The sequence below is a fragment of the Candidatus Nomurabacteria bacterium genome (genome assembly GCA_023898665.1).
In the GTDB taxonomy this organism is placed as follows: Bacteria; Patescibacteriota; Saccharimonadia; order Saccharimonadales; family HK-STAS-PATE-42; genus HK-STAS-PATE-42.
The window spans coordinates 190,600-208,976 of sequence record CP060233.1 but is presented as its reverse complement, the minus strand read 5'-3'; the positions used below and the strand labels follow the sequence as shown (position 1 = coordinate 208,976).

Sequence of the window (18,377 nt, the reverse complement as noted above, 5' to 3'; positions counted from 1 at the left end):
CTATGGACCAAAAGATATTAGATGCCATCAACACTAAGCTTAAATCAGATTTCAAGTTAATAAAACAATTCGATTCAGGTATCGCTAACCTAAACTACCTACTCCAGAATTCCAAAAATGAGAAAATCGTTGCAAGAATACTTAAAGAACAGAAACCTGAGAATATAGCATTCGAAGCTCTAGTGCAGTCTAAGCTTAACAAGGCTAGAATTGGCTCTCCTCTCCTATTAAAGGACGATAATAAGCCAATTTTGCTAAAAGTCGACACTAATAAAATAACTTTTTCTAATTATATAGAAGCCGACCCAAACCCAAAAACATTCCCCAACTCTCTTCTCGAAGACCTAGGAGAGCTTATTGCTAGGTTTCAACTGGCTAACTCAACTATCCCAACCAAAGAAGTTCCAGAAAACTATCTCTCTGCGGGCTATCAAGATAATCTCAAATTTAGAGATAAGGATAAGAAAACTGCTAAAGAGATTAGGGTTCACATAGACAAACTATACACTGAGATCTCTAAACTCAATTTACCTCAATCTATTATTCACGGAGACCTCAATGAAGGCAATATTTTGATAAAAGATAAAAAAATAATTGCTATCTTAGACTTGGAAACAGTTGAATACAAACAAAGAATCCTTGATCTAGGTATTGTTATCTACTATAGACAACCAGAATCTGGTCTAACCTACCCAGAAGTGAGCAGGCTTATCATATCCGGCTTTGAGAAAAGAGAAAAGTTAACTCGAGAAGAGAAAAGCTCCATTCCATTAGCAGTTCGATACACCGCAGCCTGCTTTAGCCTTTGGTCATTAGCAAACGAAGAAACCAATGATAAATATGACTTTCTAGAAAGCTTTCAAGAGCTACAAAAAAGAATAGAAGAAGGATTTAAATAACCCTTAATAAATAAAACCTTTCTACATTACCTTTTGAGCCAGCGAGCCCAGAATCTTGCTTAGCTTCAATCTTAAAACCATTCTTGATTAACCATTGTTCAAATTCTTTAATAATCAAGCGCCTAGCTTTACTATTTTTAATAACTCCGTTGTTCAACTCATGGTCATAAGCTTCAAATTGAGGCTTGAACAACAAAACTACCTCTGATGAACGTCTTAAGATACTTGTTCGTAAATGTAACAAAATATCTTGAGATCCAGTAAAAGAAGCATCCATAACAGCACAGTCAGGAGTCTGAATAACTTTTTTATTCGACCTTAACTTCTCATCAGCATTTTCAGAAACTACGTTTAAAATATCAGTTTTTTCATATAGTTTTACTCGTTGGTCTAAAGCGAGTTCAGGAACCATCTGCCTGCTCCCAATCTCTACAGCGATAACTTTTTTAGCACCCTTTTCTAAAGCAAACTGAGTAAAACCACCCGTACTACTCCCAATATCCAAAACAACTCTACCATTCAAAATAGCGCCTAACTTAACTTGCTGATCAAAAAGGCGTATTTTTGTATACGCCCTTGAAAAATCACCTCCATTGTCATCCTGAGCGTAGTCGAAGGATCCAGGTCTAGAGCTTGGCATACTAAAATACCTTACTTCTTTCTCTCCCTATACTCACCAGTAGTTGTATCAACACTAACCTCATCGCCTGGCTTAATAAACGCCGGAGCCTTTAGCTTAAGACCAGTCTCAAGAACAATATCTTTAAGTAAAGCTCCTGATGTATCACCTTTTACAACTTCCGGAGCCTCAATAACTTTTAAGAAAAGATTTTTAGGAAGCTCTAAGTTAACTGGCTTACCGTCAAACAATTGGAGGCTCACCTCCACTCCCTCGAGCAAGAACTGAAGTTCGTGGGTTAGATCTTCAACTGGGAGCTCAAACTGTTCAAAAGTAGTGTTATCCATTAGGAAGGCGTTGATTCCGTCGTTGTACAGATACTGAACAGTTTTATTTTCAATATCTGCTGCCTCGATCTTATCAGCCCCCTTAAAAGTCTTAGGGATGACCTTGCCATCAAGCATATTCTTAAGCTTGGTGTTCACGATACTCCCACCCCGGCCCATCTGTTTTTGGTTATATTCAATAACCTTCCAAGGCTGACCGTCTAGCTTAATAAGAGTTCCTTTTTTTAAATCTGTAACTCCAAACATCAGTATTTACCTACCCATCTTAAGCATCTCTTCTTTCACGATATTCACCGCGAGGCTTTTGTGGGCGCCCAGAATCAACATACTCAGTAACATACGGGATTAATGCTAAATGCCGAGCACGCTTAATAGCCTTTGATAAAGCCGCTTGCTGCTTTTGGCTTAAGCCAGTTCTACTTCTTGGTTTGATCTTACCAAAGTAATTTAAATATCTTTTTAGTAAATCAGCATCTAAATAATCAAAATATGCTGGGATTACACTTGGTCTTTTTCCACTCATAATAGTCTATTTTCTCCTTAACCTTATTAAAATGGGATTGAATCTAGATCAATCTCCTCATCACTCACATCTTCTACTACTACGTCATTAGATGGAGAAGTTTGTACTCCCTCATCAGATCCACCACCGAAGCTAGAGTCTCCCTGATCGCCAGCTTGCTCAATTAAAGTCATATCGTTAATCACAACTTCCACCTTGCTACGCTTTTGACCATCTTGCTCCCAGCTTCTCTGGCTTAAACGACCGTTAACTAGTAGTCTTTGACCACGCTTAACCATCTTCTCTAGTCTTTCAGCCAAGGGGCCCCATGCGACGCAGTCAATAAAGTCTGTTTGCTCTTGCCACTCACCTGCAGAATCTTTATAACTTCTATTTAGTGCCATCGAGAAACTTGCTACACTAGCCCCATTAGGAGTCTGCCGTAGCTCAGGATCTCTAGTTAATCTACCTAAAAGTGTTACTTGGTTTAAACTTTTTGCCATATAAACTTCCTCGTATTAATTTATTTACTTGGCGTCTTCTTCTTTCTGGTCTTTTTTAGCCTTTGCCTGAATCTCAGTTCTAACAACTGCCATTTGCGCTCTAACTTTTTCAAGCTTTGGAGTCAACGCAATTGTTAAGTATCGAAGAACACCTTCTTCTAAGTTTAGTGCAAATTCTAGTTTTTTAACACCAGATCCATCACCCTCCAAGATTAACTTGTGATAAGCACCAGCTTCTTCTCCGTTAATTTTATAAGCAAGAGTCTTTACTCCAAGCTCTTCTTGCTCTGATATTTTAAATCCAGCCTCAGTGACTAAATCATCAACTTTCTTTTTTAGTTCTTTTTTTTCGGTAGAAAGAACGACTACCATCTCATATTTACTCATATTATCCTTTGGTTACCATCCTTTCATTTTATGGTAGAAGAGCCGTTTCAATAGACCAACTCCTCAAGATAAACTTTACGTAACTATTATTCTACCACACTCACCTCTGTTAGATCAAATGGCGGATAAGAAACAGCAACCACCTTCATACCTGCTACACCAAATCCTTTTGACATATATGGGAATCCTCTGAACGCGAAAAAGGTCTGACCGGGCCTATTTAACTCAACAGTTTTCCTAACACTCCCGTCCTCATTGAATACAGTATAGCTACCACTACCCTCCATAAGCATATATAAAGTGCTACAGCCCAGATCAAGAACCTTATCTGACTCACCTCTTATTTCTACCTGAGCAACAGTTTTAATATCATTCTCAAAGTAAGTCCTGGCCTCGTGAACCCTTTCCATACTTCCTACACTCTACTCCAAATCTGCCCATTCTTATCAAGCACGCAAATCGACCCTTAGTTCCTCGGCATCTAGTTCAATGGTACACCCGTCTCTTAGTAATTCCAGCTGGGGAGCAGATAAATCTAGCACCCTATGGCCAATTGTTTCTGCTTGGAACCGCATCTGCACACAAGGTTCTAATATGGGTGTAACGAATGATAAGGTTTTATATGAGACAGGAACATAGTCATACCAATAATCTTCCAGCTGATCCAGTGCAACAACAAGACTGCCCGGGCCAACATAGTCCCTGACTAATTCTGCTTCAACCCCACGTATAATAACCCCAGATGGAAGGGTAATTTCACCAGTTTCAATTAAAGAATCGTGTGATATCCTTCCTTGATCTCGACCGCACATTAAAAATAAACCACCAATCCTATCAGAACCCTTGTACTTACTCATACATTTGATGATACTCTCTCTTAGAAATGCCAGCAAGCACAAGCACTACACTCTACTCCAAATCTGCCCATTTTCAGTATCCCGAACATCTAGACCACTAAGCTTAAGTTGTTCTCGTAGTCTATCACTCTCTTCAAAATCCCTCTCATCCCGAGCTTTCTGCCTTAAGTTTAGCAGCTCCTTCTGCTCTTCAGAAATATCCGGCTTTAAAAGATCTATGCCTAAGATATCCTTTATGTTATTGACAAGATCCTTCATGTAGCTTTTTAGTTCCTCAGAATAAGCATATTTTTTAAATAGACTTAAAGTGCCGAAATTATCTTCATCTTCAATTTCGTCTCCGTCTATAGCTGATAGTGCCATGGGCGTATCAAGATCATCGCTCATATAACTTAGGAGAATATCTTTGCTATTAGCCAGACTTGAATCAATATGCTTCGGTAGATCGTGACTACCTCTTGAATACTCTTGTAGAAGTATTTCATCTACGATTGATTGCCAGTTCCTCAACCTATTCTTAGCCGCGTCTAAATTCTCCCAGCTAAAATTTATTGGAGACCGATAGTGAGATTGAAGCATGAATAACCGAATTACATTTGGATCGTAACCACGAGCTAAAACATCTCGGATTGTATAAAAGTTTCCCAGGCTCTTAGACATCTTCGCCCCTTCAGCATTCAAAAAACCAGTATGAACCCAGGTGCCCACAAAAGGAACTTTTCCAGAGGCCGCCTCCATCTGAGTAATTTCTGCCTCGTGGTGAGGAAAAATTAAGTCTAGCGCACCACCATGAATATCATACTGTGGGCCAAACTCAGTTTCTGTAATTGCAGTATCCTCAATGTGCCAGCCTGGCCTACCCTTTCCAAATGGAGCCTCCCAAACGGGTTCACCAGGCTTTGAAAACTTCCATAAACAAAAATCATTCCAACCACGCTTATTTTCACTACTATCTATTCTCGTTTGTGCATCATTTTCTTTTATTTCTTTTCTACCAGAAAGCTTACCGTAATCTTTAAATTTAGCAATCTCAAAATAAATTCCATCACCTTCAATTACGTAAGCAAAGTCTTTTCTTATTAGAGTCTCGACCTGTTTAATTATCGCATCAATATAGTCAGTTGCCTCAGCATATTTATCGACAGAATCAACCCCAAGAGTCTTCATATCCTCTAAATTACACTTCAAGAACTCATCCGCAAGATCCTTCCAGTCTCTGCCGGCCTCATTTGCACGGACAATAATCTTGTCATCAATATTTGTAATGTTCTGAAGGTAAAATACCTCTAAACCAGAAGCTCTCAGCATTCTAGCCAGAACATCCATCTGAATATAAGTTTTTGCGTGACCAATATGTGAATAGTCGTAAACAGTAGGTCCACAGACAAACATCTTCACTTTTCCGGGCTCCAAAGTCTTGAGCTCCTCCTTCTTTCTGGTAAGAGTATTGTAGAGCACTATCTTTGGTTCAACTTTATTAATTTTGTTCATATTCTTGTTCAAAATTTATCTTATTTATTCAGCTTTTGTTCAAATTATCACTTTCATTAAGCTTATCCAGCTCTTCCCTCGTATACTTAATAAGTTCAGCCTTAAATTCATCATAAGTATACATCCCTGGCTCAACTTTACAGCCAGCAGAGCCTGGATGCCCACCACAGTTAAATTTCTCAGCAACCGCTCCTGCAACCTCATACCCAGGATTAGTCCTAATCTTAGCCGTCATCTTACCATTTTTATAAGTTTTAACCGCCATCACTACTTGTACACCCTCAGTTAACCTCATATCTTCAAATACTAAAATTGGCGGATTATAAATGCCAGAGTATTTCTCAATCTCCTCCCATGGGATATGCACATACGCTAGTCTCCCATCTAGTAAATACTCCACTCTTTGCAACAGTTCACCTTTATATTGAGTAATGAACTGAGGACGCTTATTTAACTCTCTTCTAGCCTGATCAATTTTAGATACGTTCGCGCCTAAATCAATTAGCTCAGCAATTACCCTAAAATCATCCGCCTTTACAAAATCCAAAGTTAGGCCCATCGTATCACTTAAAATACTAGCCGTAATAAAAGTTGCCGTATCTTCACTAACTTCTAATTTATTTTCTTTAGCCAAATTAAACACAACAGACCCGGTAGATACTGCAGTTTCATCAATAAAATTAACTGTTTCAAAAGGTAGATTAATTACATCGTTATGATGATCGAGGATTAAAACAGGTAACTTCTTAAGCTTTCCTGATTCTGGCTGTTGCAAAGTTTTTGAAAGTAAAACTTCTTCGGCACAATCAACGACAATTGCTAGGTCAAAATCTCTTGGGAAGTCTTGCGATACTCTATCATAACCTTTTAGATATCTCAGGTGCGCCGGAACTGTCATATTACAGAACATTGTCACCTTTTTATTAGGATAATTATCTAAGATTAAACTTTCTAAAGCTAAAGAGGAAGCCACAGAGTCACCATCCGGATTCTCTGCCTGGATCACTAAAATGTGCTCAGACCCTTCAATATAACTTTTAAAACTATTCATACGTCATATATTATACCACCCCCGAATAATTTTGATTTTAGGCCTACCAAAATTAAAATGATCTTTTTGTCTCTTTTTCTATCCAAAGAGAAAAAGAATGATAATATAAAAATTAATGCCCAACACTACCTCTATTGGCCGGCTCGCAGAACAGCATGCCGCAACTTATTTAATAAATACATTTGAGTATAAATTACTTGCACAAAACTGGCGCACCAGAACCTGTGAGATCGACTTAGTTATGTATAAAAATCAAACAGTCTATTTTATAGAGGTAAAATACAGGCACCATTCAGATTCTGGAACTGGTCTTGAGGCTATTAACAAAAAGAAGTTAACCCAAATGAGACGAGCCTCATACGAATGGCTTAAGTTTAATCCAGAATACTCTCACTTTCAAAGAACCCTATCAGCAATCGAACTGGCCGGAAGCCAGTTCGATATTACTAATTTTGTTGAAAGTATAGTGGAGTATTAAGCTCGTTTAGTTCCTCTTAAGATATAAGCGTATACACCAGAACCAATCGCTAGAGCCACAACTGACATTAAGATTAACTCACCACCTCCAGTACTTGGGATTCCTTTTGGAGTCTCCGGAGTAACAGGTGGGACAACCTTACATAGATCACTATCTTTATCTAGATCCTCAAATCCAGGAATCGGACACTTCTCAGGTACTGGTGGAACTTTCACTTCTGCATCGTCACAGTCATCAACCTCTGGGTTATCGCCTTGATCTTTAACATCTGGAGCATCAACACAAGCAGTGTTTACGATCTGACCAGTTACTTGAGCAGTGACCTTAGCTTTGATCTCAAAGTTAACAACTTGACCAACTTTTAAGTTTTCAATTACTGCTTCAAAGTTTCTAGCACCAACTGTAATCTTAGTTCCAGTAACCGCAGGAGCACTAATAAAGTCGATATTTGCAGGAGCTGGGTCAGTTACTTTAACATTCTTTAGATCAACGTTACCAGTGTTAGTCACAGCCAAGAACCATGTAAATTCTTCACCAACTTGTACTTCTGATTTACTCACATCTTTTTCGATGTCAACACCAGGCTTATTAACCTTTGGAATTTCTTTACACTTAACTACTGCAGGGTCAGTCTTCTCAGGAAGAGTTCCTTCTGGATCTGCTTTAGCAACATTATTGTAGTATGTTCCTTCTTTAGCACACTTTTTCTCTACTTCACTCTCGTTAGCTTTAACAACAGCCTTCATAGTAAATGTAACAGACTTACCAAGATCAATTGACTTAATAATCACACCTTTTGATGCATTAAAGAAGTCAGAATCATTAGTTACCAATGTTCCATCTTGTTTAAGAGTATTGTCTACATAAGTTACACCAGTTGGTAGAACGTCCCATACTTTAACATTTGTAAGTTTAGTCTCACCAGTGTTAGTAACAACTACTTTGTATTCAAATTCTTGGTTAGCTTTTACAGATACCGCAGAAGCATTATCATTAGCATCCTTACCATCAACATACTTAATAATCTTAAAGTCAGGAGTCTTTGGCTCCTCTGGTGGTTTTTCGACAGTAACAGTAGCTGCACAAGTTGGACCAGCACCATAAATCTTTTTACCATCAAGCATTGCTACCGAAGCTGCCTGAATCTTATAAGTTCCTGGTTGAGCATAACTATGGCTAAATGTAACCTTATTTGCAGAGTTAACAACGCTTCCGTTATTTCCATCACCGTAACTAATTATATAACCATACTGTCTAGCAGACCCAGTTACACTAGCACTAACACCAAACTTAAATCGAGTTCTATCAAGCTTATCAACTCTTAGAGCGGTACAAAGAGCAGTACCAGTTGGTCTTGGTCTTGGAGGCTCAACCGGAGTACCAACAACAGGGTTGCCACACACTGTTAACACGGCATACATAAACCTTCCATTGGCGTCTAACTTAATCCAGGCTTGAATTGATCCCTGCCTAAAGATCCTACTGACATCTCTTTCGTATATATCCGCATAACCAGGGATCTTTATAGCAGTAGATCCAGAGACCCACTGTCTACCTGTAGATCGAGCACCGGTGGCCACCACCTTACCGTTAAGATAAACTTTGCCGTCACTATTAACAGTACCTAGTGGTAAAGATCCTAGTCTAGTGTCATCGATTCCATAGTGATCAAAAATCTTATCTACATTGCCAGCGTTATGATAAGTCGCTACATTTCTATTAAAGTTTGCCTGAGAGGGACCAGAGCCATTGCTAAATCCGCCACACTTAACAATTGAGTTGTCCGAACAATCACCACTAGCTGCACTGGCACCAATTAAGGTTACAGAGCTACCAGCAATTGCTAAAAGTGCTAAAAATAGAAGTGGTTTCTTTTTAAAGAAACTTACTGTTTTTTTAAATGCAGCAGAAACAACATTAGTTTTCTTTTTAGTAGATTTTTTCTCTGACATACTAAATCCTCTTAGCTTAAATTATTTCTAAATCTCAATTGATAGCTTTTTAGAAATCTGGACTCTCAATCTCTGTTTCTCGCTTATCTTAAATAACTATGCACAAATATACCAAAAGAGATCATAAAAAGTCAAGCCCTAAAATAAATGATTAACAGAGTAAACATAAGCTTAATCAATTCAATTTTAAGCTAAGGTTAAATTTCCTCTTCAATATCCATGTTAGACGTGCTCATCGTATTACTCATTTGAGTTCCAGAGACTAAAACATCTCGAGGTCTTGAGCCATCTGCCGGACCAATCACGCCCTGTTCTTCCATTTCTTCCATTAGCCTGGCCGCGCGAGCATACCCAACTCTTAACCTTCTTTGCAGGAGAGAAGCAGATGCTTTACCAGCTGCCATTACAGCCGCCACTGCATCGTTATACATGTCATCATCGCTATCGCCTCCCCCTCCACCATCGAATACTACACCACCCTTACCATTAAGTTGTACCGGCTGAGCTACAACCTCATCATTATATTCTGGAGGCCGCTGAGTCTTAATCTGGTTAATCACCTTTACCACCTCAGGGTCATCAATCCAAGCTGCTTGCACACGCCTAGGCTTAGGATTCTGCGCTGTAGTTATCAACATGTCACCTTTCCCTAATAGTTTCTCTGCCCCTGCCTGGTCAATAATTGTTCTAGAGTCAATCTGTGAAGCAACAGTAAACGCTATACGAGCCGGGATATTAGCCTTAATTAAACCTGTTATTACATCAACACTCGGCCTTTGAGTCGCTAAAACTAAATGGATACCAACTGCCCGCGCCTTTTGAGCTATTCTAACAATCAATCCTTCAACATCACGAGCTGCGACCATCATCAAATCTGCAAGCTCATCAATCACAATGACTATATAGGGCATACTCTCTTCAATTTTTTTATCACCGTTATAACCTTTAATGTTTCTATGTCCATTTTCTGCTAACAATGAGTACCTTCGTTCCATCTCATTAACTGCCCACTTCAGTGCAGAAAGAGTCTTCTCTGGCTCGACAATTACTGGAGTTAAAAGATGAGGAATACCATTATATGGAGCAAGCTCTACCTGTTTTGGATCAACTAAGATTAATTTGACTTCTGATGGACCATGCCTAAATAATAGTGAAGAAATCAAAGTATTAATCATTACTGACTTACCAGAACCAGTCTGACCAGCCACCAATAGATGAGGCATCCCGCCAAGATCCCCAATAACTGCATGTCCGGCTATATCTTTACCAACCGCAAAAGCTAGTGGATCATTTGCCGACTTCCACTCTTTACTCTCCAGTATGCTACGCATTGTCACCATCGCACTCTTTTTATTAGGCACTTCTACCCCAACTGCTCCTTTACCAGGAATCGGCGCCTCTAAACGTATTGAACTTGCACTCAAATTAAGGGCTAAATTTGTGTCAAGGGAGGTAATCTTATTAAGTTTAACCCCGGCAGCAGGCTTTAGAGTATACTGAGTCACTCTTGGCCCTACATTTGCCTCCTCCATCTCAACATCAATCTTAAAGTCAGACAAAGTGTCTTGAATTATTTTTGCATTTTTAGTGATATCACCTGCATCAGCTTTAAACGTCTTATTATCTAACAAGTCAACTGGTGGGAATTCCCAGCCTTCATCTTCTACGGCTGTTAAAGCAGACTTTGGTTCATCATTAACTTCCGTCTCTGGTCGTAAATTACCTTTAATAGAATTAAGCCTCTCTTTAAAGCTAGCTGCACTTTCGGGCTCCTTAACATCAACTTCCCCGAAGTTCTCTCCACTACCATCTTCTACCTCTACTCCACGATTAAGCTTGAGCTTTGACGGCTTATCAAGAGCAAAGCTAGATTCTTCGTTGTCATTGTGCTGTTTAACTTTTGTATTCTCTCTTGGTCTGAACAACTTCATTATTATCTCGATCAACTTTTTTGGTTGAATCTTAAAAATAAACATCAAGCTAATAATAGTTAAGCTTAAGAAAACAAAAAACGCAGCTACTGGATGCAAAAAGTTTAAAGTACTTTGAGATATAGTTTTTCCTACTTCCCCACCAGAATTTTGCACACGAGTCCCTTCACTTAAAGTTACTGCGACCATTGCACTAGAAGCAACGACGAAACTAACAAATCCAAAATGGACACTCACTGGCAACATATTACTCTCAGCGAACATCTTCTTTAGAGCCAAATAAATTATAATAAAAGGTATAACAAAAGCGATTAAGCCTATAAGGCTTCTAAAGGCTTTAAACATTTCATCTGGAGCTCCACCGCCTGCTCCAACAATCGCCAGTATTAAAACTAAAGCAAATACCAAAGCCATAAAAGCTATAACTTGTTGCCAAAAGCCACCAGGCACTCCGTGCTTAGCTGGCTTTTTACTAACTTTTCCTACAGACTTTTTAACAGATTTTTTCTTTGGCATATATAGCTTAAGTTTACACTATTACATCCCTATTGCTAAACCGTAGACAATGCTCATGTTAAAATATAGGGGTGAATCAAGACTCTAGAGAGAAAAAGTTTAAACTTAACTCCGCTTATAAGCCCACCGGAGATCAGCCAGAAGCAATAAAAAAACTCCTAGCCAGACTTAATAATGGCCAAAAAGAACAAGTCTTATTAGGCGTAACCGGATCAGGTAAGACTTTTACCATGGCTAATCTTATACAAGAAACTGGCAAACCAACACTCGTCATTTGCCACAACAAAACCCTCGCTGCCCAGCTATATTCAGAATTCAGATCTTTCTTCCCTAGCAACGCTGTCCATTATTTTGTTAGTTATTTTGATTACTACCAACCAGAGGCATATATTGCATCTTCAGATACTTTTATCGAAAAAGATTCTAAAATTAACGAAGAAATCGATAGATTAAGACACGCTGCAACTTCATCACTTCTTTCACGTCGTGATGTAATAATTGTTGCATCAGTTTCTTGCATCTATGGCATCGGATCAGTAGAAGATTACGGAGATATGGCCATTCGTCTTAAAGTTGGCGAACAAAGAAAATACGATAAATTCTTGCGTCATCTTACCGATATTCAATATGAAAGAAATGACTACGCCATGGAGCGCGGAACTTTCAGGGCAAAAGGCGACGTCGTTGATGTCATCCCAGCAGGTGAAGAAGTAGCTTATAGAATTGAATTCTTTGGAGACGAGATTGAACAACTTAAAGTCATCAACCCACTCACCGGCGAAGTTCTCGATAGCCCTAAAGAGGTTACAATCTACCCATCCTCACACTACGTAACACCTCGAGATAAGCTTAATGGAGCTCTCGGCAAGATTGAACAAGAATTAGTTTTACAGTCAGAAAAGTTCAAAAAAAATCAGCAATTTATCGAGCACCAACGCATCAAACAGCGCGTCGAACAAGACTTAGAAATGATGCGCGAAACCGGCTTTGTAAAAGGAATAGAGAACTATTCACGTTATCTCACTAACCGCGAACCAGGTGAACAACCAGCTACATTGCTTGATTACTTCCCTGATGATTACTTAATGATTGTCGATGAATCGCACATGACACTTCCCCAAATTAGGGGCATGTATAACGGAGATCGAGCCCGCAAAGAAGTTTTAGTAGAGCACGGTTTTAGACTCCCAAGTGCACTAGATAACAGACCTCTTACCTTTGCCGAGTTCGAAAATCACGTTAATCAAGCTATTTATGTCTCTGCTACACCTGGGCCTTACGAATTAGAAAAAGATCCAGATCCGGCCGAGCAAGTCATCCGCCCTACTGGTTTACTAGATCCAGAAATTGAGATCAGACCAACCGAGCACCAAGTTGATGATCTAATTGATGTCATTAGGGAGACTATCGAAAAGAACCAAAGAGTTCTTGCCACTACTCTAACCAAACGTATGGCCGAAGATCTCTCAGAACATCTCGAAGATTTAGGGATCAAAGCCGCATATCTACATAGCGAAGTCGACACAGTTGAGCGCACAGATATTTTAAGAGATTTAAGATTAGGAGTTTACGACGTATTAATAGGTATCAATCTTTTAAGAGAAGGTCTAGATCTACCAGAGGTAAGCTTAGTCGCGATACTAGACGCTGACAAAGAAGGCTTCTTGCGCTCAGAGCCAGCATTAGTCCAGACCATAGGTCGTGCCGCCAGACATGTCGAAGGAAGAGTCATCATGTACGCCGATAATATTACCGGAAGCATGCAACGTGCCATCGACGAGACTAAGCGGAGAAGAGAAATCCAAATTAAGTTTAATCAAGAACATGGGATTAAACCTACAGGTATAAACAAAAAGATCTCCGAAGGCCTCAGAGAAATTATTACCGCACCAGATAAAAAGAAGAAGCTCACTAAAGAAGAAATTAAAGCTCGAGAGACTGATCCACTCCGTTTAGTAGAAAGCGCCAAGGGCAAAATCGACGAAACCGAAAAAAAGATTTTACTAAAAGACCTACAAAGCCAAATGGAACTAGCCTCGGCCAACCTCCAATTCGAACTCGCTGCCGAACTCCGCGACGCCATCCGCTCTCTCCAAAAGTAATTTTCATTATTTTAATCAAATATTGACTTAATAGCTATACTTATGCTAGAGTTATAGGCAAATTACAGCATAATAATTTTTGCATGAAAAAACTCTTCAAAAAGAACTACCCAACTAAGTCTATTCATCAAGAATACGAAGAAATTAAAGTTCCTTCAAAGCTTAAGAACATAACTGTTGGAAAAAGACTTCTTATTGCCGGGCTAATAATCTTAGCCGGAGCCTTTACGCACACTCAATTTTTTAATAGTAGCGCCACGCCTATAAATGATAGAGATGTAAATAAAATTGTTAGCTGCTCTTACTCCACATTCTTAGGCAGAATCCCTCGTAATGAAACCGAATCTAGATACTGGAGAGAAAGATATGTCAGAACAAATTACAATATTAAAGATCTTGCCCGCGGACTAGCCTACAGTTCAGAAGGACAAAGACAATCAAGAAAAACTGGCTTTGGAGGCTTTACCAATAGAGCATACGAAGCCTGCCTACAAAGACCAATCACTTCTACTGAATATACTAACCTTCTAAACCAATACAGAAATGGCGTCAGTAAAGAAGATTTGTTTTTAGTAATCATTAAGACCGGAGACCGAAACGTTAAATTTCCAACATACACAAGATGTGCCAGGTATACCCAAGGTGGTTCTGTTACTCCGCTGTGTAATGTAGGCTCAGCTGGGACATCAGATAACGTAGTTACTACTACCGTTAGCGGGACAAACATAGTTGTAAACAGAGGAGCAATCACCAACTTTACCGAGTTTGTTAATTACGCCAAAAGCTTTAAATATAATTTAGGAGCTTACACTGACCCAAGTTTAGCTGCAAAAAAAGCAAAGTATTGTGAAAACGGAATCAACCTTCTTAAGTCGCCAGGATCATATCGTTCGTCAGCTGACCAAGCTTGCTTAACCTACCTTGGCTATCCAACTGCAAGAGGAGTAAGTATGCACCGCTGGGGTCTAGCTGTAGACTTAACCTGTAATGGATCACCACTTGCCAGCAGCGGAAACTGCTTAACTTGGGTCAGAAATAACGCTGGCAAATTTGGTATCTACAATAACTCCGGCGAAGCCTGGCACTTCAGCACCAACGGCCACTAAAATATCTCCTAGATATTGACTTAAGCATAATAACTATGCTATATTCTATATAAATAAGCTTGACATTAAACAAAAAATGCAAGATCCAAATGCTAATAACAAACCGCCCAAACAACATCCACTTATAGATGAAGTAGCAGGATGGGTTATTGACCTTACAGATGGAGCCGAAACTCCTCAAAAAAAATTCTTAGAGGACACCTCTTTACGCGGGCATACTTGGTTAGATGATGACGGACAATTACACACCCCAATCGGTTTAAATAAAAAAGAAGCTGATGGGACGACAAAAGTATTAACTGCCAAAAGTGCACCCGAGGGTGGCGAAGCAACCCTAACCTATGTCCCACTTGACCACGTCAAAAAAGCCGCATAAGTATTGACTTTACATAAGCTTAATGATAAGATTAATTTTAAGTAAATCTACGAATAAAACAAAAACATGACAGCACCAAATCAAGCACCACAAGCAGTACAACCTATGCCAGAACTAGGAGGAGAACCTGCTCCAATTCCAAGATTCGAAAGCCCAAAGCCTACAGCAGGCCAGAAAGTTACAATGAAATTAGCAGGGGTAGCGCTAGGCCTTGGGAGACAAGCTTCACCTAAACAAACTTTGGAAGAGCTCGTCGTTAGAACAGGAGGCTATAAGCCAAAGCTAAACGGCAAATATGAAACAACCTACACTCATGACGGCTCTAAACCAAAAATAAATCCAGCTGCTTATGATGAAACAGCCAAAGGAGCTACCGTAGCTCAATACAGAACACATGCAGACTTCGAAGAAGCATCTTCAGGTACTACGCTTTTAGGAGCAGTAAGAAGAACTGTAGATAAATCTCGAACAGCACCAAATAGAAAGCCTAACGCCAGAGAAAAAGTTGCATCAAAACTCGTTGCTAGGGCGACTAAAAGAGGTGCCGAAACACTTATTCGCTCTTAAGCTCAGCCAACTCTTCTTTATAGCTTGCTAATACTTCCCTGCTCTCGTTAACTAGTTTTTCGGGAGCTTTTTCTATATATGCCCTATTATTAAGTCTAGCTTCAATGTTTTTAATCTGAGCCTGCAGCTCATCAACTCTCCTACCAATTTCATTTCTATACCTTACTAAACTCTCATCAGATAAGATTAAACTCCAGCCCTCAAGACCTGGGATATTCAAACTAGAAGATAAATTACTTCCACTTTTTAGCCTGGCCAAATTCTTAGTAAGCTCAGCCAAATCATCATCCTCAGCAGAAACTTCCATCTCTGGCCCAACATAAGTCTTAACTTTACGTGCAAATTCAGTTGCCTTAATCACCAGATTAAACTTACCTGCTAAACTCTCGTTGAACTCTAACCGAGTTGGCCAAGTTTCAGTAACTAACATGCTATCCTCACCTCTAAAGCCAAGGCTTTGCCAAATTGCCTCTGTTACAAAAGGAGCAAACGGATGAGCAAGCTTAAGAGCCGTCTCTAAAGCCGCAGTTAAAACAGATAGATTTAAATCTCTTTTACTCGCTTCAATATACCAATCTGCAAACTTATTCCAGATAACATCATATACAGCATTAATTGCCTCACCAAAATTATCATTTTCTAATGCTCTATCAGCTTTATCTATAGCAATATCGAGCTCCCCTAAAATCCAATGATCGGCCGGAGACTTTGGAGCAGCAATATCCACCTCATTCGCCTTAAGCTTATGCTCGTCAAGCAGGTTCTCAATAAACCTCGCCACATTCCACAACTTATTAGTAAAATTACGCCCTAAAACCACTTTACTTGGGTCATATGCTTTGTCAGCACTTGGAGTCGTATCAATCATTAACATCCCCATCCGCATTGCATCAGAACCATATTCATCTAAGATTTCTTTAGCAGCAACATTATTACCAAGAGACTTACTCATCTTCTTGCCATCTTCTCCCCGAATATTCCCATTAACATACAGCGTTCTAAATGGCACTTCGCCTGTTATATAAAGCGACATCATAATCATCCTCAAACCCCACTGCGTAAAGATCTCTCGACCCAAATGGAGCCAGCTCGTCGGGAAGAACTCTTTAAAATTCTCACCGTCTGGCCAACCCAAAGCTAAGTAGGGGAACTGGGAGCTGCTCATCCAGGTATCAAAGGTATCCGTATCCCGAATATAAGTCTTACCATTCTCAGTTACCTCATCTTCGTTACTATCACTGTAAATCCATTCATCAATCTCCTCATTATAAAAAGCTGGGATCTGAATACCCCATGGACATTGCCTCGAAATATTCCAATCTTTAATATTCTTTAAATAATCCAGACCAATCTCTTTTCTCTTTGCAGGAACAAACTTAACTCTATCCGCTTCAATTCCTTCAATTGCCTTTTCTGCCAAGGGCTTCATACTAACAAACCATTGATCCATCATTAAAGGCTCAATAACAGTGTGGCACTTGTAACAAACTCCAACCCTATTTTGATAAGTCTCGTCAACTTTAATCACTAAACCTTTAGCCTTAAGATCATTAACTACAGCTTCACGTGCCTCTAAAACTGTCATGCCCTGATATTTACCAGCATTCTCATTCATCAAACCATCTTTACCAATCACTTCGATATACGGCAAATTATGCCTTTCAGCAATTTCGCTATCATCAAAGCTATGCGCCGGAGTAACTTTAACTACGCCTGTTCCAAACTCCTTATCAACCAGCTCATCAGCAACTGCTCTAACCTTAAATGATTTTTCAGGACCTTCAATCTCAATTTCTTGCCCCTCAAACTGTATGTATCTCTCATCATTCGGATGAAAAGCTACTCCAGTATCTCCCATAATTGTCTCCGGACGAGTAGTAACTAACTCAAAAGGACCATATTTAAGATGATAAAGAGGAGTATTTTTATCCTCGTGATCTACCTCAATATCACTAAAACTTGTTCCATGGAATGTACAGAAATTAACTAGTCTCTTCCCCCTATAAACCAGTCCTTCTTCCCACATCTTTTTAAAAACAACTTTTACATTTTTAGTAATTTTCTCATCAAGAGTAAACGTAAAGTTATCCCAGCTACAACTAAGTCCCATTTGTCTATACGAGGTTTTAGCAAGATGCATATTATCCTGCACAAAATCCCAGGTCATCTTATAAAGTTCATGATTTGTAAAATCAAATTTAGATTTACCAAGCTTAGCAAGTTCCTTTTCAAACACATACCAAGTTTCAAAACCAGCATGATCAGCTCCTGGCAAATAAAGAGTTCTCTTACCTTTTAATCTCTCGTATCTAACTTTTGCGTCTTGTTTTACAAAAGTTGCCGTACCAATATGTAGCGGTGCATTCGCATTTGGAGGTGGCATTATTAAAGCAAAATGCTCACCATCCCCTTTTGGCTCAAAAGCCCCAGTTCTCTCCCATAGTTCATATATTTCTCCCTCATAAGCTTGAGGTTCATAAGTCTTTGCCAAGTTCATAAATAGTAGATTTAAATTTAAGTTTGTATTTAGTTTAGTATTTTAAGTGATATAAAATTAAGCCCCACATGGGACGACACCACGAACACCGCCAAACATAAACCTAAAAAGTTTCATACTAAACATTATACCATTTACCCTGAGCATATCTAAGTTCTCACCTATTTTTGTATTAGCTCCAATATAATGCTTGACT

18 protein-coding genes are annotated in these 18,377 nt (G+C 39.3%); 6 read left to right on the top strand and 12 right to left on the bottom strand.

The features are described from left to right. Positions 1-2 precede the first annotated feature (2 nt). Complete coding sequence (locus H6799_01185) at positions 3-899, top strand: phosphotransferase (GenBank protein USN97696.1); 897 nt, start codon at positions 3-5, stop codon at positions 897-899. On the opposite strand, the gene H6799_01180 is transcribed toward H6799_01185, so the two are convergent. The 9 genes from H6799_01180 to H6799_01140 all read right to left on the bottom strand — a co-directional run bounded on the left by H6799_01180 (position 892) and on the right by H6799_01140 (position 6,656). Then, positions 892-1,539 carry a hypothetical protein gene (locus tag H6799_01180; GenBank protein ID USN97695.1) on the bottom strand — a complete coding sequence of 216 codons (648 nt, stop codon included), beginning with the start codon at positions 1,537-1,539 and terminating at the stop codon, positions 892-894. The genes H6799_01185 and H6799_01180 overlap by 8 nt on opposite strands. Before the next feature lie 11 nt (positions 1,540-1,550). Further along, positions 1,551-2,111, bottom strand: coding sequence for an elongation factor P (efp, locus tag H6799_01175; protein ID USN97694.1), 561 nt, complete (start codon positions 2,109-2,111; stop codon positions 1,551-1,553). A gap of 19 nt (positions 2,112-2,130) precedes the next feature. Beyond that, positions 2,131-2,388: a 30S ribosomal protein S18 gene (rpsR, locus tag H6799_01170; protein USN97693.1), complete on the bottom strand. Its 258-nt coding sequence runs from the start codon at positions 2,386-2,388 to the stop codon at positions 2,131-2,133. Positions 2,389-2,414: 26 nt separating this feature from the next. Beyond that, on the bottom strand, positions 2,415-2,870 hold the full coding sequence (ssb, locus tag H6799_01165) for a single-stranded DNA-binding protein (GenBank protein USN97692.1): 456 nt from the start codon (positions 2,868-2,870) through the stop codon (positions 2,415-2,417). A 24-nt stretch (positions 2,871-2,894) separates the two neighbouring features. After that, the gene (locus tag H6799_01160) at positions 2,895-3,257 is read right to left on the bottom strand and encodes a 30S ribosomal protein S6 (protein USN97691.1); all 363 of its coding nucleotides are present in this window, start codon (positions 3,255-3,257) and stop codon (positions 2,895-2,897) included. Positions 3,258-3,343: 86 nt separating this feature from the next. After that, a complete protein-coding gene (locus H6799_01155; protein USN97690.1) occupies positions 3,344-3,667 on the bottom strand; it encodes a hypothetical protein in 324 nt (107 codons plus the stop codon). A gap of 36 nt (positions 3,668-3,703) precedes the next feature. Continuing rightward, entirely contained in the window at positions 3,704-4,114 is a 411-nt protein-coding gene (locus H6799_01150) for a hypothetical protein (GenBank protein USN97689.1), read from the bottom strand. A 45-nt stretch (positions 4,115-4,159) separates the two neighbouring features. After that, complete coding sequence (locus tag H6799_01145) at positions 4,160-5,605, bottom strand: cysteine--tRNA ligase (protein ID USN97688.1); 1,446 nt, start codon at positions 5,603-5,605, stop codon at positions 4,160-4,162. 28 nt (positions 5,606-5,633) lie between these two features. Then, complete coding sequence (locus H6799_01140; GenBank protein ID USN97687.1) at positions 5,634-6,656, bottom strand: DHH family phosphoesterase; 1,023 nt, start codon at positions 6,654-6,656, stop codon at positions 5,634-5,636. Between the two features lie 115 nt (positions 6,657-6,771). On the opposite strand from H6799_01140, the gene H6799_01135 reads away from it, so the two are divergent. Then, a complete protein-coding gene (locus H6799_01135) occupies positions 6,772-7,134 on the top strand; it encodes a YraN family protein (protein USN97686.1) in 363 nt (120 codons plus the stop codon). Here the strand turns inward: H6799_01135 and H6799_01130 are convergent. Beyond that, positions 7,131-9,086, bottom strand: coding sequence for a DUF11 domain-containing protein (locus H6799_01130; GenBank protein ID USN97685.1), 1,956 nt, complete (start codon positions 9,084-9,086; stop codon positions 7,131-7,133). The two genes, H6799_01135 and H6799_01130, sit on opposite strands and share 4 nt — an antisense overlap. Before the next feature lie 197 nt (positions 9,087-9,283). Beyond that, entirely contained in the window at positions 9,284-11,533 is a 2,250-nt protein-coding gene (locus H6799_01125) for a DNA translocase FtsK 4TM domain-containing protein (GenBank protein ID USN97684.1), read from the bottom strand. 71 nt (positions 11,534-11,604) lie between these two features. Here H6799_01125 and uvrB point away from each other — a divergent pair, with 71 nt between their 5' ends. The 4 genes from uvrB (at position 11,605) to H6799_01105 (ending at position 15,684) form a co-directional block, all read left to right on the top strand. Continuing rightward, complete coding sequence (gene uvrB, locus H6799_01120; GenBank protein ID USN97683.1) at positions 11,605-13,635, top strand: excinuclease ABC subunit UvrB; 2,031 nt, start codon at positions 11,605-11,607, stop codon at positions 13,633-13,635. 83 nt (positions 13,636-13,718) lie between these two features. Beyond that, the gene (locus tag H6799_01115; protein USN97682.1) at positions 13,719-14,741 is read left to right on the top strand and encodes a hypothetical protein; all 1,023 of its coding nucleotides are present in this window, start codon (positions 13,719-13,721) and stop codon (positions 14,739-14,741) included. A 76-nt stretch (positions 14,742-14,817) separates the two neighbouring features. Then, entirely contained in the window at positions 14,818-15,117 is a 300-nt protein-coding gene (locus tag H6799_01110; protein ID USN97681.1) for a hypothetical protein, read from the top strand. A gap of 66 nt (positions 15,118-15,183) precedes the next feature. Further along, on the top strand, positions 15,184-15,684 hold the full coding sequence (locus H6799_01105; GenBank protein ID USN97680.1) for a hypothetical protein: 501 nt from the start codon (positions 15,184-15,186) through the stop codon (positions 15,682-15,684). Here H6799_01105 and H6799_01100 read toward each other — a convergent pair. Further along, a complete protein-coding gene (locus H6799_01100) occupies positions 15,671-18,181 on the bottom strand; it encodes a valine--tRNA ligase (GenBank protein USN97679.1) in 2,511 nt (836 codons plus the stop codon). The genes H6799_01105 and H6799_01100 overlap by 14 nt on opposite strands. Positions 18,182-18,377 lie beyond the last annotated feature (196 nt).